The organism is Flavobacterium anhuiense (assembly GCF_004151235.1).
GTDB lineage: Bacteria > Bacteroidota > Bacteroidia > Flavobacteriales > Flavobacteriaceae > Flavobacterium > Flavobacterium anhuiense_A.
In genome coordinates, this window is the sequence record NZ_JUIV01000012.1 from 130557 (window position 1) to 154672 (window position 24116).

General features: G+C 33.6%; 24 protein-coding genes. 20 read left to right on the forward strand and 4 right to left on the reverse strand.

Features of this window, described 5'->3' with window-relative positions:
• Nucleotides 1-108 precede the first annotated feature (108 nt).
• The 9 genes from NU08_RS15130 (at nt 109) to NU08_RS15170 (ending at nt 10014) form a co-directional block, all read left to right on the forward strand.
• Nucleotides 109-1380: a PQQ-dependent sugar dehydrogenase gene (locus tag NU08_RS15130; protein ID WP_129747978.1), complete on the forward strand. Its 1272-nt coding sequence runs from the start codon at nt 109-111 to the stop codon at nt 1378-1380.
• A gap of 286 nt (nt 1381-1666) precedes the next feature.
• Nucleotides 1667-3769, forward strand: a complete 2103-nt coding sequence (locus NU08_RS15135; RefSeq protein WP_129747979.1) for a TonB-dependent receptor — start codon at nt 1667-1669, stop codon at nt 3767-3769.
• A gap of 23 nt (nt 3770-3792) precedes the next feature.
• Nucleotides 3793-4344 carry a hypothetical protein gene (locus NU08_RS15140; RefSeq protein WP_129747980.1) on the forward strand — a complete coding sequence of 184 codons (552 nt, stop codon included), beginning with the start codon at nt 3793-3795 and terminating at the stop codon, nt 4342-4344.
• 125 nt (nt 4345-4469) lie between these two features.
• A complete protein-coding gene (locus NU08_RS15145) occupies nt 4470-4718 on the forward strand; it encodes a DUF6364 family protein (protein ID WP_008464242.1) in 249 nt (82 codons plus the stop codon).
• Nucleotides 4708-5127, forward strand: coding sequence for a type II toxin-antitoxin system VapC family toxin (locus tag NU08_RS15150; protein ID WP_008464241.1), 420 nt, complete (start codon nt 4708-4710; stop codon nt 5125-5127). Before NU08_RS15145 ends, NU08_RS15150 begins: the two co-directional genes overlap by 11 nt.
• A 4-nt stretch (nt 5128-5131) precedes the next feature.
• On the forward strand, nt 5132-6289 hold the full coding sequence (locus NU08_RS15155) for a 5-(carboxyamino)imidazole ribonucleotide synthase (protein ID WP_129747981.1): 1158 nt from the start codon (nt 5132-5134) through the stop codon (nt 6287-6289).
• 289 nt (nt 6290-6578) lie between these two features.
• The gene (gene purE / locus NU08_RS15160; RefSeq protein WP_129747982.1) at nt 6579-7064 is read left to right on the forward strand and encodes a 5-(carboxyamino)imidazole ribonucleotide mutase; all 486 of its coding nucleotides are present in this window, start codon (nt 6579-6581) and stop codon (nt 7062-7064) included.
• 114 nt (nt 7065-7178) lie between these two features.
• Nucleotides 7179-9206, forward strand: a complete 2028-nt coding sequence (locus tag NU08_RS15165; RefSeq protein ID WP_129747983.1) for a M3 family metallopeptidase — start codon at nt 7179-7181, stop codon at nt 9204-9206.
• A 148-nt stretch (nt 9207-9354) separates the two neighbouring features.
• The gene (locus NU08_RS15170) at nt 9355-10014 is read left to right on the forward strand and encodes a vancomycin high temperature exclusion protein (protein ID WP_129747984.1); all 660 of its coding nucleotides are present in this window, start codon (nt 9355-9357) and stop codon (nt 10012-10014) included.
• A 99-nt stretch (nt 10015-10113) separates the two neighbouring features.
• Here the strand turns inward: NU08_RS15170 and NU08_RS15175 are convergent, their stop codons facing one another.
• Nucleotides 10114-11376 (reverse strand): cation:proton antiporter, encoded by a 1263-nt coding sequence (locus tag NU08_RS15175; protein ID WP_129747985.1) that lies wholly within the window; start codon nt 11374-11376, stop codon nt 10114-10116.
• A gap of 138 nt (nt 11377-11514) precedes the next feature.
• On the opposite strand from NU08_RS15175, the gene NU08_RS15180 reads away from it, so the two are divergent.
• The 5 genes from NU08_RS15180 (at nt 11515) to NU08_RS15200 (ending at nt 14125) form a co-directional block, all read left to right on the forward strand.
• Nucleotides 11515-12018 carry a GbsR/MarR family transcriptional regulator gene (locus NU08_RS15180; RefSeq protein WP_129747986.1) on the forward strand — a complete coding sequence of 168 codons (504 nt, stop codon included), beginning with the start codon at nt 11515-11517 and terminating at the stop codon, nt 12016-12018.
• Nucleotides 12019-12074: 56 nt separating this feature from the next.
• Nucleotides 12075-12356 (forward strand): hypothetical protein, encoded by a 282-nt coding sequence (locus tag NU08_RS15185; protein ID WP_129747987.1) that lies wholly within the window; start codon nt 12075-12077, stop codon nt 12354-12356.
• Nucleotides 12353-12700 (forward strand): hypothetical protein, encoded by a 348-nt coding sequence (locus tag NU08_RS15190; RefSeq protein ID WP_129747988.1) that lies wholly within the window; start codon nt 12353-12355, stop codon nt 12698-12700. Before NU08_RS15185 ends, NU08_RS15190 begins: the two co-directional genes overlap by 4 nt.
• 19 nt (nt 12701-12719) lie before the next feature.
• Entirely contained in the window at nt 12720-13106 is a 387-nt protein-coding gene (locus NU08_RS15195) for a hypothetical protein (RefSeq protein ID WP_129747989.1), read from the forward strand.
• Nucleotides 13107-13219: 113 nt separating this feature from the next.
• Nucleotides 13220-14125, forward strand: coding sequence for a TIGR01777 family oxidoreductase (locus NU08_RS15200; protein ID WP_129747990.1), 906 nt, complete (start codon nt 13220-13222; stop codon nt 14123-14125).
• A gap of 364 nt (nt 14126-14489) precedes the next feature.
• On the opposite strand, the gene NU08_RS15205 is transcribed toward NU08_RS15200, so the two are convergent.
• Complete coding sequence (locus NU08_RS15205; RefSeq protein WP_129747991.1) at nt 14490-15302, reverse strand: hypothetical protein; 813 nt, start codon at nt 15300-15302, stop codon at nt 14490-14492.
• 195 nt (nt 15303-15497) lie between these two features.
• Between NU08_RS15205 and gcvP the strand changes: the two genes are divergently transcribed.
• From gcvP to NU08_RS15235, 6 genes are all read left to right on the forward strand, one after another.
• The gene (gene gcvP, locus NU08_RS15210; protein ID WP_129747992.1) at nt 15498-18347 is read left to right on the forward strand and encodes an aminomethyl-transferring glycine dehydrogenase; all 2850 of its coding nucleotides are present in this window, start codon (nt 15498-15500) and stop codon (nt 18345-18347) included.
• Nucleotides 18348-18767: 420 nt separating this feature from the next.
• Nucleotides 18768-19826: a 3-oxoacyl-ACP synthase III family protein gene (locus NU08_RS15215; RefSeq protein ID WP_129747993.1), complete on the forward strand. Its 1059-nt coding sequence runs from the start codon at nt 18768-18770 to the stop codon at nt 19824-19826.
• A gap of 154 nt (nt 19827-19980) precedes the next feature.
• Nucleotides 19981-20508, forward strand: coding sequence for a methyltransferase (locus NU08_RS15220; protein ID WP_129747994.1), 528 nt, complete (start codon nt 19981-19983; stop codon nt 20506-20508).
• 74 nt (nt 20509-20582) lie between these two features.
• On the forward strand, nt 20583-21431 hold the full coding sequence (locus NU08_RS15225) for a glycosyltransferase (protein ID WP_129747995.1): 849 nt from the start codon (nt 20583-20585) through the stop codon (nt 21429-21431).
• Nucleotides 21432-21510: 79 nt separating this feature from the next.
• Nucleotides 21511-22257 carry an MlaE family ABC transporter permease gene (locus NU08_RS15230; protein ID WP_008464210.1) on the forward strand — a complete coding sequence of 249 codons (747 nt, stop codon included), beginning with the start codon at nt 21511-21513 and terminating at the stop codon, nt 22255-22257.
• Nucleotides 22257-23021 (forward strand): ABC transporter ATP-binding protein, encoded by a 765-nt coding sequence (locus tag NU08_RS15235; RefSeq protein ID WP_008464208.1) that lies wholly within the window; start codon nt 22257-22259, stop codon nt 23019-23021. Before NU08_RS15230 ends, NU08_RS15235 begins: the two co-directional genes overlap by 1 nt.
• A gap of 100 nt (nt 23022-23121) precedes the next feature.
• Here the strand turns inward: NU08_RS15235 and NU08_RS15240 are convergent, their stop codons facing one another.
• Together NU08_RS15240 and NU08_RS15245 are read right to left on the reverse strand one after the other, a co-directional pair.
• Complete coding sequence (locus NU08_RS15240) at nt 23122-23736, reverse strand: SprT-like domain-containing protein (RefSeq protein WP_129747996.1); 615 nt, start codon at nt 23734-23736, stop codon at nt 23122-23124.
• A gap of 5 nt (nt 23737-23741) precedes the next feature.
• On the reverse strand, nt 23742-24110 hold the full coding sequence (locus NU08_RS15245) for a four helix bundle protein (RefSeq protein ID WP_129747997.1): 369 nt from the start codon (nt 24108-24110) through the stop codon (nt 23742-23744).
• Nucleotides 24111-24116 lie beyond the last annotated feature (6 nt).

Here is a 24116-nt window from a genome sequence, read left to right on the forward strand (position 1 = left end):
TATTTTTTATGAATGTTAAATATCAGTTAATGTTTACAAATTATTTTTTGACCCTATTCTAAATTTCAGTAAATTGTTGTGATATAATCATTTAACTACAAAAAACCGATGAAAAAACCCTTATCCCTATTATCTATACCCCTACTAGCCTTAATGACTGCCTGCAATGGGCAAGTAAAAAAAGAAGAAAAAGAAGCGCTTGGCAAACAGCCAGGCAATGTTGTAAAAACTGCCATTGGAGATATTACGCTTCCTCCGCCCTATGCAACCGAATCTAAAACGAATAATAGTAAAGTAATTGGATGGCCAGCTGGCAAGACACCAAAAGCACCTGAAGGTTTTACGGTAACCAAATTTGCTGACGGATTCGAAAATCCGCGTTGGACTTATATTGCGCCAAACCAAGATATTTTTGTGGTTGAAAGCGGAACGAGATCGAGTAAAAATCAAATCACAGTTTTAAGAGATAAAGACAAAGACGGAAAATTTGAAACTCGCGAAGTTTTTATTTCTGGACTCAACAAACCTTTTGGAATGTTAGTTTTAAAAGACTTTTTCTACATTGCTAATACCGATGGATTATACCGCTATCCTTATAAAAACAATCCGCTGAAACTGGAAACAAAAGGAGAAAAAATCCTTGAACTTCCTGCAGGCGGCTACAATAATCATTGGACTAGAAATTTATTGGCAAGTCCTGACGGAAGTAAAATTTATGTCTCTGTAGGTTCTGGAAGTAATAATGGAGAAAACGGAATGGACAAAGAAGTTCGTCGTGCGGCAATTCTCGAAATTAATCCTGACGGAACAGGAGAAAAAATCTTTGCTTCGGGACTAAGAAATCCTGTTGGAATGGATTGGAATCCTGTGAATAAAGAACTTTGGACAGCAGTAAACGAACGTGACGAATTAGGAGACGAACTTGTTCCTGATTATATTACCAGTGTAAAAAGAGACGGTTTCTACGGTTGGCCATATTCGTATTTTGGAAGTATTCCAGATCCAAGAATGAAAGGCGAAAGAAAAGATTTGGTTGAAAAAGCAATAGTTCCCGATGTTCCTGTTGGTTCTCATACTGCTTCACTAGGATTAGCATTTTACACTAAAGATAAATTTCCAGCAAAATATAAAAACGGAGCTTTTGTGGGACAGCATGGTTCTTGGAACCGTTCAAAAATTTCAGGCTATAAAGTTTTATTCGTTCCTTTTAAGGATGGGAAACCTTCAGGAAAACCAGAAGATTTTTTAACCGGATTTATTTCTAACGAAAACAAAGCAGAAGTTTACGGGCGTCCAGTTGCAGTAACGGTTATGAATGACGGATCGCTTTTGGTAAACGACGACAGCAGTAATACTATTTGGAAAGTGACAGTGAAATAAATCACTTAATTTCAACCACAAATTACACAGATTTTCACAAATCAATTTGCGTGAATTTGCGGTTAAAAAATATATTGATTTTTAAATTTGATTGCTTTCGGCACAAACTATAAAGATTTTAAACACATAGAGACATAGATTTTTGTTTAAAAAGATGTTACTAAGAAAACAAGTTTTCACACATAGTTACTATGTGGCTTTTGACAAGTAAAACGCCTTTTTTGCCTCAATCATTACTATGTTTCTATGTGTTAAAATTAAACCGCACTTTAATCCATTTCCTTTTATGCCTTTCAAAAAATATTTTCTTCTTCTTTTTGTGCTTTTTATTTCTAAAAATAGTTCCGCACAAGAAAAAGAAGTCCAAAATATTGATTCTGTCAAAACTCAAAAACTGAACGAAGTTTTAATAAGTCCGCTTCATATTAATCGTGATTTACAAAATAGTCCCGCTTCTATTGGAGTTTTATCCGAAAAAGAATTACTTCAAAATAACACTACAGACATCAGCAATGTCATAAATACGATTCCTGGCGTTTTTATGCAATCGTCGAATATTACCACAACCCGAATTTCGATTCGCGGAATTGGTGCAAGAACTCCGTACGGAACTAATAAAATCAGAGCTTTTTACGGAAGCATTCCGCTAACTTCTGGAAATAGCGAAACCGTAATTGACGATATTGATCTTCAAAACATCAATCAAATTGAAATTATAAAAGGACCGCTTTCGAGTGTTTACGGCGCGGGTTTGGGCGGTGCGATTTTGATTTCGCCCCAAACATTCAATAAAGGAAATTATCAAACTGAAGTCAGTTCTGTTTTTGGATCTTTTGGATTATTGAAAAATAGAGTTTCTTTTAATTTGAATGAAAAAAATGCTTCTTTAAATCTGAGTTATCACAATTTAAAAACCGACGGCTGGCGCGAAAACAGCGCTTACAATCGCGAAGGAATTACGCTTGGCGGAGAATTATTCAGAAAGAAAAACAGCAAACTGACGTACTTTTCAAACTACACTTATTTGAAAGCTTACATTCCGAGTTCGATCAACAAAACAACTTTCGAAAATAATCCACAGGCAGGTGCGCCGACTTGGGTTGCTTCACAAGGTTTTAAAGAATACAAATCAACTTTGGGCGGACTGGCTTATGATTTTTCAATTAATGAAAACTTAAAAAATTCGACTTCAGTTTTCATCAATTATAAAGACAGCAACGAACCGCGACCTTTTGATATTTTGCGCCAATATACTTTTGCCTCGGGTGTACGAACTCAATTTTCGGGAGATTTCAATATCGGAAAAATCAAAAATCAATTTATTGCGGGATTAGAATATTTCAGAGATAATTATAGCGGAAATACTTTCGAAAACTTATATCAGCAAAATAATGGAAATGGAAGTCTCCAAGGCGATCAGCTTACTGCAACCGACCAAAAAAGGCATTTTTATAATATTTTTTCGCAAATTAGAACTTTGCTTTCCGATAGATTTGAAATTCAAGCCGGTTTAAATTACAACAAAACCAAATTTGAATTGCAGAATGATTTTCCCGCTTCCGCGAATAATCCAAAGGAAGAATATAGTTATGATGGCATTTTTTCGCCACAGCTTTCTTTTTTATTTAAACCGAATGAAATTCAAACTTTTTACTTTTCTGCAAGCCGAGGATTTTCTCTTCCCGCAACCGAAGAAACTTTAACCTCAACAGGAAATATCAATCCAGACATAAAACCCGAAACCGGTTATAACTTTGAATTGGGAGGAAAATTGCATTTTTTCAACAAAAAACTCTACACCGAAATTGCCGTTTACCGAATGGAAATTAAAGATTTATTGGTTTCCAAAAGAATCGGAGACGATCAATACGAAGGTGTAAATGCGGGAAAAACTTTTCATGAAGGAATTGAAATTGCATTAAAGCACAATTGGCCAATTAATAAAGTTTTCTTTTTAAACTCATACATCGGAACTTCAATCGGAAATTATGAATTCAAAGAATTTGTCGACAACGGGAATGATTATTCTGGAAATAAACTAACTGGAGTTCCTGCCAATACTGCAAGTGCAGGTTTTAATTTCAATACGAATTCAGGCTTCTATTTTTCAGCCGATTTTCAATTTACAGATAAAATTCCGATGAACGATTCAAATGCAAATTATTCCGATTCTTATTCTTTATTAAACTTAAAAACAGGTTACCAATTTGAAATTTTATCAAGTCTAATAGCTCATTTAGACGCAGGAATAAATAATGTGACAAACGAAAAATACGCTTCCATGATTTTGACCAATGCAACAGGAGTTGGAAATGCACAGCCAAGATTCTATTATCCAGGTTTACCAATAAACTATTACGGAATTATCTCATTAAATTACTTATTTTAGCGACATAATAAAGATCAAAAACAATGCTTTCCGAACTGCAGAAAAAACTGGATTATGTAAATGCTTACAGAGAAAATCGTCTCAAAACGGCACAGGATGTTTTAGAAAACCCTTCGCTTTTCAGCGAATTGGTTTCGATTTGCTTTTCGCCCGAAGACAAAAATAATCATAAAGCCTGCTGGATTTTAGAATTTGTTTCTTATGAAGAATTGCATTGGCTCCAGCCTCATCTTGATTTTTTCTGTTCGAATCTTAAAATTTTAAAAGATGAAAGTTCCTTGCGACCAATTGCAAAAGTGACGCAACTATTGGTAAAATCCCATTATAAGAAAAACGAAAACGGCATAAAACTCTCCGAAGAAAATCTTCAAAACTGCATCGAAGCTTCTTTTGATTGGCTAATCAACGATACCAAAGTCGCTACAAAAGCGTATTCGATAAGAACTTTATATATTCTAGGAAATTATTACGACTGGATTCATCCCGAACTAAAAGTAATAATCGATAAAGATTTCGGAGACCATTCCGCAGCCTACAAAGCCGTAGCCAAAGAAGTTTTGAAGAAAATAAAATAGTTTTTGATAGCCACGAATTCACGAATTATTTTTATGCACAAAGCAAAAGATAAATTTGTGAATTCGGGGCGGAAAAAAAAATGCAAAATAATTATTTTACGTATATTTGCAAAAACATTACGTATATGAATACTAAACTCACATTATCTTTAGAGAAAGAAGTTATCGAGCAGGCAAAATCGTATGCAAAAAAAACAGGCAGAAGTTTATCTGAACTGGTAGAAAGTTATTTTAAAAATCTAACAGAAAAAGAACAAACTTACGATGATATTCATCCTAAAGTTAAAAAACTGATTGGAAGAATTACATTACCACCAGATTTTGATGAAGAAAAAGTAAAAGAGGAACACTATAGAGAGAAATATGGCCTTTAAAAACATTTTTCTCGATACTAATATTCTGGTTGATATTGTTGCGAATAGATTCCCATTTTCAAAAAATGCTATTTCAATTTTCGACTATTGCCAACGTCATAAAATTAAAATGTATTCTACATCGCACTCTATTGCAACTGTACATTATATTGCAAAAAAAGTGGTTGATGAAAAAGAGTTGCGTTCCATTATTGAAGATTTGCTAGACACAATTTCAATAATAGCAGTGACTGAATCGATTTTGAAAAAAAGTTTAAAATCCAACCATAAAGATTTTGAAGATGCAATTCAGATTATATCAGCTCAATCAATAAATTCAATGGATTGTATTATTACTAGAGATTTGAAAGACTTTAAATTTTCTGAAATCAATGTTTACACTCCAGATGAATTTCTTAACACACTATAAAACAATGAATTATTTTTCTTCTGATTTTAAATTAGGAATATTAGGTGGCGGACAATTAGGTAAAATGCTTTTGTTCGACACTAGAAAATTTGACATACAAACTTACGTTCTAGATCCGAGTGATGAAGCGCCAAGTAAAATTGCCTGCAACAAGTTTTTTCAAGGTGATTTAATGGATTATGAAACCGTTTACAACTTCGGGAAACAAGTCGATGTTTTGACTTTCGAAATCGAATTGGTAAACCTTGAAGCTTTAACGCAATTGGAAAATGAAGGTTTAAAAGTATATCCGTCTCCAAAAACCTTAAAAGGAATTCAGAATAAAGGCGTTCAAAAAGATTTTTACGCTAAAAATAATATCCCAACCGCACCTTTCGAAAGATTTGAAAATTTAGATAAATTAAAAACTGCTGTCACATCGAGCGGAGTCGAGATGCCTTTTGTTTGGAAATGCACCGAATTCGGTTATGACGGAAACGGAGTGAAAATAGTTCGTCAAGCATCAGATTTGGACACCTTGCCAAATGTAGAATGCATTGCAGAAACTATGGTTCCGTTCAAAAACGAATTGGCGGTAATTGTGGTTAGAAATCCATCAGGAGAAATGAAAACGTATCCGGTTGTCGAAATGGAATTTCATCCAGAAGCAAACCAAGTTGAATACGTAATCTGCCCGGCAAGAATCGACGATAAAGTAGCTGAAAAAGCAAGAGCAGTTGCCTTAAAAGTTTCAGAAAACTTCAATCACGTTGGTCTTTTAGCAGTTGAAATGTTCCAGACTCAGGACGATGAAATTTTAGTAAATGAAGTAGCACCTCGCCCTCACAATTCTGGACATTATTCAATCGAAGCAAGTTATACTTCACAATTCGAAAATCATTTACGTGCTATCTTAGATCTTCCGTTAGGAAACACAGACAGTAAAGTTGCCGGAATTATGGTCAATTTAGTTGGTGCCGAAGGTCATTCAGGAAATGTAGTTTATGAAAACATCGAAACTATTTTAGGATGGAACGGCGTTACACCACATATTTACGGAAAAAAACAAACTCGCCCTTTCAGAAAAATGGGTCACGTGACGATTGTAAATGAAGATATGGCTGAGGCTAGAAGAATTGCACAGGAAGTGAAGAATACTATTAGAGTGATCAGTGGTCAGTAATTAGTAACCAGTTAAAAAATGGATTTTCTAGATTCAATAATTAACTTTCTAAATGTAACTAACAATTCGAATTTGTTTAAAATTCATTTTGCAAAATTTACAGATAAGAATGAATATTTAGGAGAACGAATAAAAAGTTTCTTTTCATTCACAATATTAACATTATGCTTTATTGCATTAGTTTTAGGAATTTCATTTCTGATTTACAAATTATTAAAACGTCTTTAAACAAAATAACTTTTCAGTTTCAATTCTAAACTTGAAACTTTAAACCTGAAACAAAAACAAAATGAGCAAAGTAGCTATTATAATGGGAAGCATCTCCGACATGCCAGTTATGCAGGATGCAATCGACATATTAAAACAATTTAATGTAGAAGTTGAAGTAGATATCGTTTCGGCACACAGAACGCCGGAAAAACTATTCGATTTCAGTAAAAATGCACATACGCGCGGTATTTCGGTAATTATTGCCGGTGCGGGCGGTGCGGCGCATTTACCTGGAATGGTAGCTTCAATGTCTCCCCTTCCAGTAATTGGAGTTCCGGTAAAATCAAGTAATTCAATTGACGGCTGGGATTCTGTATTATCGATTCTTCAAATGCCGGGCGGCGTTCCTGTAGCAACTGTCGCTTTAAACGGAGCAAAGAATGCTGGAATTTTAGCAGCGCAAATCATCGGAAGCCACGATAAAAAAGTTTTAGATACTATTATTTCTTATAAAGAAGAATTAAAAGCAGCTGTTAATAAAGCGGCTGAAAGTCTTAATAAATAAGTTAATTCCACAGAGATTCGCAAAAACAAACGCAAAGCTTCGCAAAGAATAATTTAAAAAACTTTGCGAAGCTCTGTGTCTTCTAAGCGAAACTTTGCATAACACCACAACACTATGAGCGTATTAACACAATACTTCAACACCAAACATAACACAGCACCTTTTTCGCAGATAAAAATCGAAGATTACGTTCCTGCTTTTCAGGAAGGAATTGCTTTGGCGAAAGCCGAAATTGATGCAATTGTAAATAATCCAGATACGCCGACTTTTGAAAATACCATTGTAGCAATGGATTTTTCGGGCGATATTTTGGATCGTCTTTCAAGTATTTTCTTCAATTTGAATTCAGCTGAAACGAATGACGAAATGCAGAAAATTGCTCAGGAAGTTTCACCTTGGCTTTCAGAATTCGGAAACGACATTCGTTTGAATGCTGATTTGTTTGCGAAAGTAAAAGCCGTTTATGATCAAAAAGAAAGTTTGAACCTCAACGCGGAACAAACGACTTTACTAGATAAAAAATACAAAAGCTTTTCAAGAAACGGAGCCAATCTTCCAGAAGAAAAAAAGAATCAATTACGAGAAATCGACAAAGAATTATCGAAATTGAGTTTACAGTTTGGCGAAAATGTTTTGGCTGAAACCAACAACTTCGAATTGCATTTAACTGATGAAAAAGACTTATCAGGTTTACCAGAGGGCACAATCGAAGCCGCAAGACTATTAGCTAAAAATCAGGAAAAAGAAGGCTGGATCTTTACTTTAGATCATCCAAGTTATGTTCCGTTTTTGACTTATGCTGACAATCGTGAATTGCGTAAAAAAATGGCAATTGCTTTTGGAGCAAAAGGTTTCCAGAAGAACGAATTCAACAATGAAGAAAACGTTTTGAAGATTGCTAAACTTCGTCACGAAAGAGCAAATTTATTAGGTTATAAAACGCACGCGCATTTTGTTCTGGAAGAAAGAATGGCCGAAAGTCCGGAAAAAGTTTTTTCTTTTTTAAATGATTTACTTGCAAAAGCAAAACCTGCAGCTCAAAAAGAGTTTGCTGAATTGACTGCTTTCGCGAAAGAATTAGACGGAATCGACCAATTAGAAAAATGGGACGGTGCTTATTATTCTGAAAAATTAAAACAACAGCTTTTTAATTTAGATGATGAAAAACTGAAACCTTATTTTCAATTAGAAAAAGTTTTGGACGGCGCTTTTACAGTTGCCAAAAAATTATACGGTTTAACTTTTACCGAAGTTTTTGATATTGATAAATATCATGAAGAAGTTACGACTTACGAAGTAAAAGACGCTGATGGCAATTTAGTTTCTATTTTCTACGCAGACTTCTTCCCAAGAAAGGGGAAAAGAAATGGTGCCTGGATGACTTCATTCAAATCGCAATATGTAAAAGATGGCGTAAACGAAAGACCGCACATCTCTAATGTTTGCAACTTCACAAAACCAACCGAAACAAAACCTTCATTATTGACTTTTAATGAAGTAACAACTTTATTCCATGAATTCGGTCACGGATTGCACGGAATGTTGGCTGACACGGTTTACCCAAGTTTATCTGGAACTTCTGTTTATTGGGATTTCGTAGAATTACCAAGTCAGATTATGGAGAATTGGTGTTACGAACCGGAAGCTTTGGCTTTGTTTGCGAATCATTACGAAACGGGAGAAATTATTCCAATCGAATATGTTCAGAAAATTAAAGAAAGTGCAAGTTTCCAAGAAGGTTTAGCGACTTTACGTCAGTTAAGTTTCGGATTATTAGATATGGCTTGGCACGGACAAGATCCAACTTCTATCACAGATTTAAAAGCTTTCGAAACAGAACAATTTGCCAATACGCAATTGTATCCTGATGTAAAAGAAAATGCGATGAGTACGGCATTTTCTCATATTTTCCAAGGTGGATATTCTTCTGGATATTACAGCTACAAATGGGCAGAAGTTCTAGACGCTGACGCTTTTGAATATTTCCAAGAAAATGGAATCTTTAATGAAGAAATTGCGAAAAAATTCAAAGACAATGTTCTTTCTAAAGGAGGAACAGAACATCCAATGACTTTGTACAAACGTTTCAGAGGACAAGAACCAAAACCTGAGGCTTTGTTGAAAAGAGCGGGACTTTTGTAATTTTAGATTTCTGACTTTAGATTTTAGATTTTTAATCTTTGTCTCTAATAAATTTTAGATTAAACCGAAGCAAAAACGCTTCGGTTTTTTATTTGATTTTACTTTACCTATCTTCGTATTTTTAAATCTTAATCTTACAAAATACGTCTTGAAAAAATATTTTAAAATAGTCTTGTATCTTGCCATTATTGGATTGATTGCCATTGTTTCGGTAAATTATTACGTGAAATCTTCAACCAAAAAGAATATTTATTATTCCATAAAAAAGTTTCCTAAAAATGATGTCGGAATTATTTTTGGTGCAGGCATTAACGGAAATCAGCCCAGCAAATATTTAAAAGATCGTTTGGATGCAGGAATTATGCTTTGGAAAGCAAAACGCATTAATAAAATTCTGCTTTCGGGAGATAATGGCCGAGATGAATATGATGAATTAACGGTTATGAAAAACTACTGTTTTAATCACGGAGTTGACACAACCAAAATATTTATTGATTATGCAGGTTTCGATACGTATTCAACAATGTATCGTGCAAAACATATTTTCAAGATTAAAAAAGCAACTTTAATTTCACAGGAATATCATTTGAATCGCGCCATTTATATTGGCCAAAAACTTGGAATCAAATCGGCTGGATATTCTGCAAATCGAGGAGAATATTTAGGATATAATTATGTTCGCTTTAGAGAATATGGCTCTATTTTTAAATCCTTTTTTGATGTTTTAAGAAATCGTGAACCTCATTTTTTAGGTGGAGAAATTAATATTAATGGAGAATCGAATTATTCGAAAGACGATAAACGATAAAAAAACAAAACCCTGCAAAAGAACTTGCAGGGTTTTCAGTTTAAGAATCTAAAGACAAAGAATAGAAATCTTTCCTCTTTGCTCTTTTCTCTATATTTCTTACTCCTTCTCCAAAACCCTATTGGCCAATTTTCCAACTGTCAATCCTTGAACAACAATTGAAAATAATACCACAATATAAGTTACTTCCAAAAGCAGATTTTTATATTCGCTTTCAGGCATAGAAAGCACTAATGCAATAGAAACTCCACCGCGAATTCCGCCCCAAACCAAAACCATCAAAGAACCTTTGTTATAAGCAGATTTTATTCCGAAGAATTTGAATATATCGAAGAATTTCCATGGTAAAACTATTGAGGTTAATCTTGAAAAAAGTACAATGAAAATTGCCACAAAACCTGTCAGTAATTGTTTGTTCAAATCAGGAAGTAATAATAATTCGAAGCCAATAAATAAGAATAATATAGCATTTAAAATCTCATCAATAAGTTCCCAGAATTTGCCTAAATAATCTTTAGTCACTTCACTCATGGCCACTTTTTTACCATAATTCCCAATAATCAATCCAGCAACAACCATTGCTAGTGGACTAGAAACGTGCAAACTTTGAGCAATTAAAAATCCTCCCATTACAATAGAAAGTGTTATAAGAACAGAAACTTTATAATCATCTATTTTCTTCATCACCTTTGATGCCGTAAATCCGAAAATGGCTCCTAATAAAAGTCCGCCAATTCCTTCTTTGATAAACAACCAACTAATTGAACCAAAAGTAGCATCAAATGTCGGATCGGTTGCCATTTTTAGAACAACCGCAAACATTACAACTGCAACTCCATCATTAAACAATGATTCACCAACAATTTTAGTTTCTATTCTTTTTGGAACTTTGGCTTCTTTTAAAACTCCCAAAACCACAATTGGATCGGTTGGAGAAATTAAGGTTCCAAAAACCAAACAAAATATATAAGGAATTGTAATTCCTAAAAGCGGTGCGATATAATAAAGTAGAACAGAAATAATTAAAGCTGATAAAACGACACTTACTGTCGAATAAATCATGATAGGAACTTTTTGTTCTTTCAAATCAAACATGTTTACGTGCAAAGCTCCTGCGAATAAAAGAAAGTTCAACATTGCTCCCATCAGGATTTCGTTGAAATCAAATTCTTTTATCAGATCAAAAAAGTGTTTTGTCGTAGCAGGAAAATAAGAATCTCCTAACAGGCGAATTCCAACTGAAACCAACATGGCAATAATCATGATTCCGATGGTTCCTGGAAGTTTTAAAAATCTTAAATTTAAATAGGCGAAGAATGATGCCAATACAATTAGCACCGAAAATGTGTAGTATAATTCCATAAAATGTGATTTTTACAAAAATAGCTGTATCATTATTTAATCAAAAATTTCAGGGTTTGAATTAACACAACTTTATAATTTGTTAAATAAGTTTCAATTATTTTTGAAAGTTTAAAAACTTTCACCTACATTTGACTCATGGAATTCAAAGAAGCAAAAAATAAGTTTGTACAAACCTGGGGAGCATTAGGTTCTCAATGGGGAATTAATAAAACGATGGCGCAAATCCATGCTTTATTAATGGTCTCAAACGAGCCTGTTTCTATGGAAGACATTATGGAAGAATTGCAAATTTCGCGTGGCAACGCAAGTATGAACCTAAGAGCTTTAATGGATTGGGGAATTGTATACAAAGAATTTAAAGCAGGCGAAAGAAAAGAATTCTTTACAGCTGAAAAAGATTTGGACGAATTAGCAGTTAAAATTTCTAGAGAAAGAAGCAAAAGAGAAATTAAGCCAACGCTGAAAATCTTAAAAGAAGTTTCGACAATTGAAGCTAAAGATTCGGCAGAAGAAAAACACTTCGTTGATCAAACCACTAAACTCTATGATTTTGTTTTAAAAGCAGATAATATGTTGGACAAAATGACTGAATTTAATGATAACTGGCTTGGGAAATTGTTTATAAAAATGATGAAATAAAAAAAATTTAATTCAAACTTTCAATTTTTTCTGAAAGTTTAAAAACAATAGTAACTATGAAAACAACTTTTAAAATAATGGAAATTATCAATATTTGTGCATTAACGTTTTTACTCGCAGGTGCTTATGGAATAACAATTACAGGAGCATTACAAGTTTTAGCTGCATTTCTATTTCTTATTTTGTTTCCGAAAAACAAATTCATTTACATTTATTTCTCACTCGTAATCTTTTTCTTTTTGATCTGGGATGGAGAATTTACTTGGCTTTTCTTATTACCAGTTGCCTTAATATTCTTTCTAACGTTTATTATCTATAATCAAAAAAAGAAATTATGAATTTCAACATTATTGGATATTTAATCTATCTCGGCATTACAACTTTCATCATTCTAAAAGTTGGAAAAATCTGCTACAAAAACGGAAATATTTACGTTGCAGATTTAATCCCAAATCACGCGGATATTTGTCAAAGGATAAATCAGATTTTGCTCTTGGCCTACTATCTTTTAAACATTGGTTATTGTGCGATGACATTGATTTCCTGGCAAAAAATCATTTCATTTTCTCAATTGATTGAAACCATCGGAATCAAAACATCCATTATTGTATTCATCATTTCGATATTACATTACCTCAACATATTTATCATAACCAAGTACATTCAAAAATTAATCAAATAACAACTAAAATTCAAATATTATGGAAACTACAAAAATCTTAATCGGATACGGAATTTATTTACCAGTTGCTTTATTTTTAACTTATTATGTTTCTAAAACGCTTTTCAAAAACGGAAAAATCTTTATGCTAGATATATTTAAAGGCCGAGAAGAAATCGCTGAAGCAACCAACAAACTATTTGAAACCGGATTCTATCTTTTAAATATTGGTTTTGCGTTAATGATTCTAGAACTGCAATTAAGCCAAGACAGTTATCAGGAATTAATTGAAAGATTGAGTTATAAAATTGGTGGATTTTCTATTTATCTTGGCATAATGTTGTTCTTCAATATATATTTCTTTTTTAGAGGAAAAAGAAAAGCTAAGGAAGCGCAGCAAGAAGAAAGATTGGTTTTTAAAGCTTAAATATTTACTGTAAGGATTTGCCACTAATTACACAAATTTTCACTAATTATTTTTAATGCAGACTGTACACATTTTAAAAATTCGTGTAATTCGTGGCTAAAAAAATCAACACAATGAACAAACTCATTATAGCATCTGGAACTGGTTTTCTCGGACAAGTTTTAGTAAATCATTTCAAAAATAAATTTGAAGAAATTGTAATTCTGACTCGAGGAAAATCTCAGACAATTGACAGAATTAAATATGTAAACTGGAATGCCAGAACTTTTACAGGTTGGGAAAAGGAATTAGAGAATGCAACGGTTTTAATTAATCTCGCAGGAAAATCGGTTGATTGCCGTTATACGAAAGAGAATAAAAAAGAAATTCTTTGGTCTAGAATTGAAAGCACGAAAATTCTAAACAAAGCAATTTTAAAATGTCAAAATCCGCCTAAACATTGGCTGAATTCATCAACCGCAACTATTTATCGTTTTTCATTAGATAAACAAATGGACGAAACTGATGGTGAAATTGGAAATGACTTTTCTATAAATGTTGCCCTTTCTTGGGAAAAAGCATTTTTTAAAACTGAAACTCCAAGGACGTTAAAAACAGCTTTGCGAACTTCTATTGTTTTAGGCAAAAATGGTGGCGCTTTTATTCCATTAAAGAATTTGGCAAAAATTGGTTTTGGAGGAAAACAAGGAAATGGCAATCAGTTTGTGAGCTGGATTCATGAAGATGATTTTGCAAATGCGGTTGATTTTATTATTGAAAAAGAAATTTCAGGAATTGTAAATGTTGTTTCTCCAGAGCCGATTCGAAATAAAGATTTTATGCTGAAACTTAGAAAGGCAGTTGGTTTCCCGTTTGGAATTCCTTTGAATAAATTCTTTCTAGAAATTGGTTCTTTTATCATTCGAACGGAAACGGAATTGGTTTTGAAAAGCAGAAATGTGATTCCGAAACAACTTTTGGAAAATGGGTTTCAGTTTAAGTTTGGAGATATTGATAGAACTTTTCGAGATTTAATATAGACCTCAAATTCGCATAGTTTTGTTATTTCGACGGAGGAGAAATCTTCACGAGTAAATCTACAAAGATTTGCGACATTCTGTACGGAGCTCCTTGTGGAGATTTCTCCTCCGTCGAAATGACAAGATTGTGCAAAATATCTAGTAACTTAATTTAAGAATGCTTTCACTTAAAACTATAAACAGTCAAAAAATAGACGATCAAATTATCTCTTAAAAATGAATCTTTTCATTTTACGTTTTGCGTGAGGGATAGAAGCAAGCTACCGAAGTAGCGCGGATAGTCCGACCCCGATAATACAAGCGGGCGAATATGTTCAAAGTAATTTTGCCCGCTTTTATTATCGGGGGCACGCCCAAAATATCTTTATAAAAAAACCACCATCAGCCACCAAAAAATCGGAACAGCTTCTACCCAAAAAGAAGTATAATACTTAGATCGGTTTGGATTGGCGAAAATGATAAAAAGCATTAGCATAATGACCATTATCAAATTGATGAAGGCATCATGATAATTAAAAGTTGACACGAAAATCTCCAAAAACCAAAACGGCACTAAAAGTGAAAGTCCTAAAATTTTGGTTCTTTTTACTCCGATTGTCTGCGGAACGGTTTGTAAATGTGGGTCATCGTTGGCTAAATCTAAAATTTCGAAAACCAGAATCAATACAAAAACCAATATAAAACGCTGAATGCATTTAATAAAGAAATCTGTTGTAAACAGAATTTCAGCATTTATTAATGGTAAAACTAAAGTTGCTCCAACCCAACAAAGTGCGACAATATAAATTTTGACACCAGCCCAGTTTCTGGCATTTTTTCTGTTTGGAAAAAAAGGTAAAGTATAAAGCGCCGTTATGGCAAAAATTCCGACCGAGACTATTTGTGTAATTCTCTTCAAATGGAAAAAATAATAACCGACTAAAACTACCGAGATAAAACTCAAAACGGCAATAATTTTTAGCTGCGTTCCTATTGGATTTTTCTTTACGCGAACCAGCGCATCATATTTTACGAAATTATATCCTACAATTGTTCCAAAAAAAACAAAAAGCGCCATTGGCTCATCATATTGAATATGAAACACATGAAATGTTATTCGCACAAGTGCATAACACGACAAAGCCACATGAATACTGCTATTTAGATAAAAATCTAAGATGCGTTTTGATACTATCATACCTCAAATCTAATCTTTTATTAACAAATCATACCATTAGTTAGAAATTTGATAAAAAATGAAGTTAAAAATACCTAATAAATTATTAATAATACTTAATTTTGCGCCACAAAAAACAACACATTTACTTTTAAATGTGATTCGTACAGCAAAATGGTGTTCGAACACATTAATTTAAAAAACATAAATAGCTACATGAAAACAGATGCTTTTGCTTTAAGACACATTGGTCCAAGAGAAACCGATCTTCAGCATATGCTGAAAACAATTGGAGTTGACTCAATTGAGCAACTTGTTTATGAAACCCTTCCGGATGATATTCGTTTAAAAGCACCTTTGAATTTAGATCCTGCAATGACAGAGTATGAATTTGCAAATCATATTCAGGAATTAGGAAAGAAAAATAAAGTATTCAAATCGTATATCGGTTTGGGTTATCACCCAACTATTGTTCCAGCTCCAATTCAAAGAAATATCTTTGAAAATCCAGGATGGTACACAGCTTACACGCCTTACCAAGCAGAAATTGCACAAGGTCGTTTAGAAGCTATTTTAAATTTCCAAACTACTGTTATTGAATTAACAGGAATGGAAATCGCCAACGCTTCTTTACTTGATGAAGGAACTGCTGCTGCAGAAGCTATGGCTTTATTATTTGATGTTCGTACAAGAGATCAAAAGAAAAACAATACACACAAATTCTTCGTTTCTGAAGAAATTTTACCACAAACTTTATCTGTTCTTCAAACACGTTCAACTCCAATCGGAATTGAATTGGTTATTGGAAATCACGAAACATTTGATTTTTCAAACGAATTCTTCGGAGCAATTTTACAATACCCAGGAAAATACGGTCAGGTAAACGATTACAGTGCTTTTGTTGCTAAAGCAAAAGAAAACGAAATCAAAGTTGCTTTTGCAGCTGATATTTTATCACTTGCAACTTTAACTTCTCCTGGAGAAATGGGAGCTGCTGTAGTGGTTGGAACTACTCAGCGTTTTGGTGTACCAATGGGTTACGGTGGTCCTCACGCTGCATATTTTGCAACCAAAGATGAGTACAAACGTTCTATGCCAGGTCGTATCATCGGAGTTTCTGTTGATACAAACGGAAACCGTGCTTTACGTATGGCTTTAGGAACTCGTGAACAGCACATCAAACGTGAAAAAGCAACTTCAAATATCTGTACAGCTCAAGTTTTATTAGCAGTTATGGCTGGAATGTACGCGGTTTATCACGGACCAGAAGGTTTGAAATACATTGCAAACAAAGTTCACGCCTCTGCGGTGACTACTGCTGAAGCTTTAAATAAATTAGGAGTTTACCAAACTAACTCAGCTTACTTTGATACAATCTTAGTAAAAGCTGATGCTCAAAAAGTAAAAGCAGTTGCTGAGAAAAACGAAGTAAACTTCTTCTATCCTGATGCTGATTCAGTTTCGATTTCATTTAACGAAACAACTTCGATTTCTGACATCAACCAAATTATTGCGATTTTTGCTGAGGCTTTAGGAAAAGAAACGGTTTCTGTTTCTGAATTAACTGAAACTAGTCAATTACCGGCTTCATTAGAAAGAACTTCTTCTTTCTTAACGCATGATGTATTTAACAATCATCATTCAGAAAGTCAATTAATGCGTTACATCAAAAAATTAGAGCGTAAAGATTTATCATTGAATCATTCGATGATTTCATTAGGTTCTTGTACGATGAAATTAAACGCTGCTTCTGAAATGTTGCCGCTTTCAATGCCAAACTGGAACAGCATTCACCCGTTTGCACCAGTTGAACAAGCGGAAGGTTACATTACAATGCTTAAAAAATTAGAGCAGCAATTAAATGTTATTACTGGTTTTGCTGGAACAACTTTACAGCCAAACTCTGGAGCTCAAGGAGAATATGCTGGTTTAATGGCAATACGTGCTTACCACATGTCAAGAAATGAAGGTCACCGTAATGTATGTTTAATTCCTTCATCAGCTCACGGAACAAATCCTGCTTCTGCTGCGATGGCTGGAATGAAAATCATTGTTACTAAAACAACTCCAGAAGGAAATATTGACGTAGAAGATTTAAGAGCAAAAGCTATTGAACACAAAGATGACTTATCTTGTTTAATGGTAACGTATCCTTCTACTCACGGAGTTTACGAATCTTCAATTATTGAAATCACAAAATTAATCCACGAAAACGGCGGATTAGTATATATGGATGGTGCAAACATGAACGCACAAGTTGGATTAACAAATCCTGCTACAATTGGCGCTGACGTTTGTCACTTAAACTTACACAAAACATTCGCTATTCCTCACGGTGGTGGCGGACCTGGTGTTGGACCAATTTGTGTGAACGAAAAATTAGTTCCGTTCTTGCCAACAAATCCAATCTTAAAAGTAGGCGGTGAGCAAGCGATTACAGCTATTTCATCTGCACCTTATGGATCTGCTTTAGTTTGTTTAATCTCTTACGGTTACATCACGATGATGGGAGCTGAAGGACTAAAAAGTGCTACAGAGCATGCGATCTTGAATGCTAACTACATGAAATCTCGTTTCGAAGGACACTACCCAATTCTTTACACTGGAGAATGCGGAAGAGCTGCTCACGAAATGATTTTAGATTGCCGCGCATTCAAAGAAAACGGAATTGAAGTTGGTGATATCGCTAAACGTTTAATGGATTACGGTTTCCACGCTCCTACGGTTTCTTTCCCTGTGGCTGGAACTTTAATGATCGAGCCAACTGAATCTGAAGATTTAGCTGAGTTAGACCGTTTCTGTGATGCTTTAATTTCAATCAGAAAAGAAATCGAAGCAGCAACTGCAGATGATAAAAACAACGTATTGAAAAATGCACCGCACACATTAGCAATGTTAACTTCTGATTCTTGGGATTTCCCTTATTCTAGAGAAACTGCAGCTTACCCATTAGATTATATCGCTGACAATAAATTCTGGCCATCTGTTCGTCGTGTAGATGACGCTTACGGTGACAGAAATTTAGTTTGCAGCTGTGCTCCTATTGAAGCTTACATGGAAAGCTAAAAATTAGTTTTCTAATAAATATCCAAACCCGACAGGTTTTTAAAACTTGTCGGGTTTTGTTTTGTTTCAAGTTTCAGGTTTCAGGTTTCAGGTTTCAACATAACGTGAAACCTGAAACCTGAAACTTTTTTCAAAGAAAACACCAAAGAAGAAATCTGATTTAAAGAAACATAACTTTTAGCCAATGTTTTGTGAAATTATTTTCATAAAATCAAAATAACATCAAAAAAACTTCTCCTCAAAAATCGTCTTCAATCGTTTGAAATCTAGGAAATATTAAAAAATCATTAGAGAAAAAACAATATATCAACTGAAAAATCGTTTTTTCATAATTATATGCATGCATACTATTTTTTATGATTGTTATCATAATATTATTTATACATTAGCGCTAAATTTATCGGATAATAGAAAGGAAAAATGAAAATAAAAATTATTGGTATTGGGAGTTATATTCCTAATCTAGAAGTAAAAAACACAGATTTTGATAAGCATGTTTTTTTAAATGAGGACGGAACTCCTTTTGGTTATCCTAATGAAGTTGTAATTAAAAAATTTAAAGGCATTACCGGAATTGAAAATCGCCGTTATGCCGAACCACAATACAATGCTTCTGATCTAGCTTTCTTTGCTGCTGAAAAAGCAATTGCAAATGCTGCTATCGATGCAGAAACTTTAGACTATATTATCATCGCCCATAATTTTGGAGATGTAAAACCAGGAACTACTCAATCTGATATTTTACCGAGTTTAGCAACACGTGTTAAACACAAACTAGGAATTAAAAATCCTAAGTGTGTGGCTTACGATATTATTTTTGGATGTCCAGGATGGATTGAAGGCGTTTTACAAGCGAATGCTTTCATCAAATCTGGAATGGCAAAAAGAGTAATGGTAATTGGAGCCGAAACTTTATCAAGAGTTGTTGATGATCATGATCGTGATTCTATGATTTATTCTGACGGCGCTGGCGCTTCAATTTTAGAAGCCTCAACAGACGAAACAGGATTATTGGCTTACGAAAGTGCCACTTACGCAACTGATGAAGCTAATTATCTTTTCTTTGGAAAATCATACAATAAAAATTTAGATCCAGATACGAAATACATTAAAATGTACGGACGTAAAATTTACGAATTTGCTTTAAGCAATGTTCCGTGCGCAATGAAAAGCTGTTTAGATAAAAGCGGAATTGCAATAGATGAAGTTAAAAAAATCCTTATTCATCAAGCAAACGAAAAAATGGACGAAGCGATCATCGAACGTTTCTACAAATTATACGACAAAACAGCTCCTAAAGATATCATGCCAATGAGTATTCACGATTTAGGAAACAGCAGTGTTGCAACTGTTCCTACTTTATACGATTTAATTCTTCAAGGAAAAGTTGAAGGCCACGAAATCAACAAAGGTGATGTTCTTATTTTTGCTTCAGTTGGGGCTGGAATGAATATTAATGCTTTTGTTTACCGATACTAGTCGCAGTTTGCAGTCGCAGTATTCAGTTTAACTAACTGTAAACTGTGACTGAGACTGAAAACTAAAAAAAGTCCGCATCTTATAGTGCGGACTTTTTTAGTATATTTGCGACCTAATTAACAATTCATGAACGAGAGATTCGTTCGCAATTACTATGTACGAAAAAACGTTTCCGAATAAAAGATTCAAACTTACTTTAGAGTTTTTAAAAAAACACGTTAGCACATCTGAAACCATTTTTGATTTTGGCGTACCAAATCCATTTTCTAAAATAATGGAAGAAAACGGTTATACTGTAAAAAACACTAAAGGAGAAGATTTAGACAACGATCATACTGCCTTACAAACAGAAGAATACACTGTTTTTACAGCATTTGAAATTTTCGAACATTTACTAAATCCTTACACGATTTTACAGAATGTAAAATGTGACAAATTGTTAATCTCAATTCCGTTACGCTTATGGTTCTCGCCAGCATATCGTTCTAAAACCGATATGTGGGACAGACATTACCATGAATTTGAAGATTGGCAATTGGACTGGCTTTTAGAAAAAACGGGATGGAAAATAACAGACCGTCTGCAGTTTACACATCCAGTAAAAAAACTTGGATTAAGACCATTATTAAGATATTTCACTCCGAGATATTATATTGTTGTTGCGGAAAAAGTTAAGAACTAAGATTGCTGATTAACGATTTTTGATTTTTAGATAACTTTCACAGAATCTAAAATCTAAAATCTAAAATTCTCAAAATGAAATATTATATCGTCATTCCGGCACATAATGAGCAAGACTTAATTGGCTTGACTTTACAATCTTTGATTACACAAACCGTTTTGCCTTCAAAGGTTGTAGTCGTAAATGATAATTCAACTGATAAAACAGAAGAAGTTGTTTTAGGATTTGCAAAAGAAAATCCATACATTTCTGTTGTAAACAAAACTTCAGATGCGATTCATTTGCCAGGAAGCAAAGTAATTCAGGCATTTCAAAAAGGTTTTGAAACTCTGGATTCTGATTACGATATTATTGTAAAAATAGATGGCGATTTAATTTTTCCTCCAAACTACTTTGAAACCATAATCAAACATTTCGAATCTGATCCAAAAATCGGAATGGTTGGCGGATTTTGTTATATTGATAAAAACGGCGAATGGGTTTTAGAAAATCTAACAGATAAAGATCATATTCGCGGAGCTTTGAAAGCGTATCGCAAAGAAACTTTTCAGCAAATTGGCGGTTTAAAACCAGCGATGGGTTGGGATACTGTAGATGAATTACTTTGCAAATATTACGATTGGAAAATAGTTACAGACCAATCTTTGCATGTAAAACATCTAAAACCGACTGGTGCAAATTACAACAAAACAGCTCGTTATAAACAAGGCGAAGCTTTTTATACTTTAGGTTATGGTTTTTGGATTACGGCAATTGCTTCGGCAAAACTGGCGATGATGAAGAAAAAACCATTTCTATTTTTAGATTACATTAAAGGATTTATGAAAGCTAAAAGCGCCAAAACTCCTTTACTTGTAACTCCTGAACAAGCTACGTTTATTAGAAATTATCGTTTAAAAAAAATGAAAGAAAAGTTAATTTGAGTAGTAAAACACTCGAAAAAACTGAACTCATAACCCAAAACTCATAACTTCTTTTTACCTTAGCCAATATTTAAAACTTATGATGCTAATTCGTTATTTATCCCAAATAGGAAAATATTTTTTAATGCTGAAAGAAATTTTCAATAAACAGACCAAATGGTCGGTTATGAAAAATTTAATTTTCAAAGAAATAGACGATTTGATTATTGATTCACTTGGAATTGTATGCTTTATTTCTTTCTTCATTGGAGGAGTTGTTGCTATCCAAACGGCATTAAACTTAACTAATCCTTTGATTCCAAAATATCTAATTGGTTTTGCAACGCGTCAATCTGTAGTTTTGGAGTTTGCTCCTACTTTTATTTCGGTAATTATGGCTGGAAAAATGGGATCTTACATTACTTCAAGTATCGGAACAATGCGTGTAACAGAACAAATTGATGCTTTAGAAGTTATGGGAGTTAACTCAGTAAACTACCTTGTTTTTCCTAAAATTATAGCTTTATTAATGTACCCTTTTGTAATCGGGATTAGTATGTTTTTAGGAATTTTTGGAGGATGGCTTGCTTGCGCTTACGGAGGATTTTCAACGGGCGCAGATTTTATTATGGGAGCACAGAAAGATTTCATACCCTTTCATATTACGTATGCCTTTATCAAGACTTTAATCTTTGCTATGTTATTGGCAACAATTCCGTCTTTTCATGGTTATTATATGAAGGGTGGTGCATTAGAAGTTGGTAAAGCAAGTACAACATCGTTTGTATGGACATCGGTTACTATTATCCTTCTAAATTATATATTAACTCAATTATTATTAGGATAATGATAGAAGTAAAAAATATAGAAAAATCATTTGGTGACAGCAAAGTTTTAAAAGGCGTTTCGACGGTCTTTGAAACTGGAAAAACCAATTTGATTATTGGACAAAGTGGATCTGGAAAAACAGTTTTATTAAAAACGTTGTTAGGAATTCACACGCCAGACTCAGGAACAATTGAATTTGACGGAAGAGTTTATTCTGACTTAGATAAAGATGAAAAACGTGACTTGAGAACTGAAATCGGAATGGTATTTCAAGGTTCTGCATTATTTGACTCTATGACTGTTGAAGAAAATGTGGCTTTTCCATTAAAAATGTTTACCAATAATAGCAAAGGACAAATCAAAGAACGTGTTGATTTTGTTTTAGAAAGAGTAAATCTGGTAGACGCTCATAAAAAATTACCTTCTGAAATTTCTGGAGGTATGCAGAAACGTGTGGCAATTGCGCGAGCTATTGTAAACAATCCCAAATATTTATTTTGCGATGAGCCAAACTCAGGTTTAGATCCAAATACTTCGATTTTGATTGATAACTTGATTCAGGAAATCACAAAAGAGTACAATATCACTACCGTAATCAACACGCACGATATGAACTCTGTAATGGAAATCGGTGAAAATATCGTTTTCTTAAAGAAAGGATTAAAAGCTTGGCAGGGAACTAAAGAAGAAATCTTTAGAACCGATAATGAAGCAATCGTCAAATTCGTTTATTCTTCAAACTTATTTAAGAAAGTACGTGAAGCTTATTTGAAAGGATTATAGTCTTTTAAATTCCAATATTTTAAAATCCCAAATTCCAATGGTAGTAAACTTGGAATTTGGGATTTTTTTATTGATTTTTCCAATTATTGGAATTTGAAATTTATGTATTGGAATTTTTTAAAGTAATTAATTCAACCTCCGCATTTGGATTAAAAAGATAGGTTTTTCCTGAGCTGATTTCTAAACACTCAAAACGTTTTGTGCGAACAGCTATTTTCTTAAAAACTTTACCATTTTTGATTCTAAAAATACTCCCATAGGGAATTTCAAAAACATAGTTCTTGTCATTCTCTTTGTCATATTGCTTTAAAGCCAAAGAAAGAGTTGTATCTGTATCACTACTTGCTGAAGGATTTTTGAAATGCCTCGCCAACAAAGGTAAAATATGTCCTGGAAATATTTCTGGCCGAATAAAAGGAACCATCAATCTTTGAAAAGTAAATTTCCATTCATTACCATGCGGTTTTATATTTCTTCCAAACCTTTCAAAAGCAACCAAATGTGCAATTTCATGAATTAAAGTGATTAAAAACCTGTATTTATTCAAACTAGCATTAACCGTAATTTCATGCTTTCCACTCGGACCGCGTCTATAATCTCCATGACGCGTCTGGCGTTCGTTTACAATTTTCAAATGAACCTGATTGGCCACTATCAAATCGAAAACGGGTTTTACCGCATGTTCTGGAATATATTTAGCTAAAGTTTCGCTCAAGGTAATTATGAATTATGAGTTTTGAGTTTTTTCTTTGACGTTATGATTATACTTTTTATGATCTTTAGCACTTCCTCACATTGCTTATGAATTGATTCAAATTCAGCATTAGAAATATAATTTGTTGCAATTAATATTTCTAACCAATACATTGACTCATCACATTCTTTTTGAGAAATTGACAGTTTATGAATAAAATCAGGTTTGCTTTGTGCATTTACAGCTTCACGAACATTTGCACCAACAGAGGTAACAGAACGTAAAAATTGTTTACTCATTATAAATTCTTTCCTTTCCGCAACTAGCCATTTATAAAAATTAACTCCTCTTACAGCTAACTCAAAACTTTTAGTTTTCACAATACTCTCACTCATAATTCA

Coding starts and splice junctions, on each gene's coding strand:
- purE (WP_129747982.1), top strand. CDS start 6,579: ATGAGCAAAGTAGCTATTATAATGGGAAGCATCTCCGACATGCCAGTT.
- NU08_RS15150 (WP_008464241.1), top strand. CDS start 4,708: ATGGCCTTTAAAAACATTTTTCTCGATACTAATATTCTGGTTGATATT.
- NU08_RS15145 (WP_008464242.1), top strand. CDS start 4,470: ATGAATACTAAACTCACATTATCTTTAGAGAAAGAAGTTATCGAGCAG.
- NU08_RS15245 (WP_129747997.1), bottom strand. CDS start 24,110: ATGAGTGAGAGTATTGTGAAAACTAAAAGTTTTGAGTTAGCTGTAAGA.
- NU08_RS15235 (WP_008464208.1), top strand. CDS start 22,257: ATGATAGAAGTAAAAAATATAGAAAAATCATTTGGTGACAGCAAAGTT.
- NU08_RS15190 (WP_129747988.1), top strand. CDS start 12,353: ATGAATTTCAACATTATTGGATATTTAATCTATCTCGGCATTACAACT.
- NU08_RS15165 (WP_129747983.1), top strand. CDS start 7,179: ATGAGCGTATTAACACAATACTTCAACACCAAACATAACACAGCACCT.
- NU08_RS15195 (WP_129747989.1), top strand. CDS start 12,720: ATGGAAACTACAAAAATCTTAATCGGATACGGAATTTATTTACCAGTT.
- NU08_RS15130 (WP_129747978.1), top strand. CDS start 109: ATGAAAAAACCCTTATCCCTATTATCTATACCCCTACTAGCCTTAATG.
- NU08_RS15215 (WP_129747993.1), top strand. CDS start 18,768: ATGAAAATAAAAATTATTGGTATTGGGAGTTATATTCCTAATCTAGAA.
- NU08_RS15180 (WP_129747986.1), top strand. CDS start 11,515: ATGGAATTCAAAGAAGCAAAAAATAAGTTTGTACAAACCTGGGGAGCA.
- NU08_RS15220 (WP_129747994.1), top strand. CDS start 19,981: ATGTACGAAAAAACGTTTCCGAATAAAAGATTCAAACTTACTTTAGAG.
- NU08_RS15230 (WP_008464210.1), top strand. CDS start 21,511: ATGATGCTAATTCGTTATTTATCCCAAATAGGAAAATATTTTTTAATG.
- NU08_RS15205 (WP_129747991.1), bottom strand. CDS start 15,302: ATGATAGTATCAAAACGCATCTTAGATTTTTATCTAAATAGCAGTATT.
- NU08_RS15185 (WP_129747987.1), top strand. CDS start 12,075: ATGAAAACAACTTTTAAAATAATGGAAATTATCAATATTTGTGCATTA.
- NU08_RS15135 (WP_129747979.1), top strand. CDS start 1,667: ATGCCTTTCAAAAAATATTTTCTTCTTCTTTTTGTGCTTTTTATTTCT.
- NU08_RS15140 (WP_129747980.1), top strand. CDS start 3,793: ATGCTTTCCGAACTGCAGAAAAAACTGGATTATGTAAATGCTTACAGA.
- gcvP (WP_129747992.1), top strand. CDS start 15,498: ATGAAAACAGATGCTTTTGCTTTAAGACACATTGGTCCAAGAGAAACC.
- NU08_RS15155 (WP_129747981.1), top strand. CDS start 5,132: ATGAATTATTTTTCTTCTGATTTTAAATTAGGAATATTAGGTGGCGGA.
- NU08_RS15200 (WP_129747990.1), top strand. CDS start 13,220: ATGAACAAACTCATTATAGCATCTGGAACTGGTTTTCTCGGACAAGTT.
- NU08_RS15225 (WP_129747995.1), top strand. CDS start 20,583: ATGAAATATTATATCGTCATTCCGGCACATAATGAGCAAGACTTAATT.
- NU08_RS15175 (WP_129747985.1), bottom strand. CDS start 11,376: ATGGAATTATACTACACATTTTCGGTGCTAATTGTATTGGCATCATTC.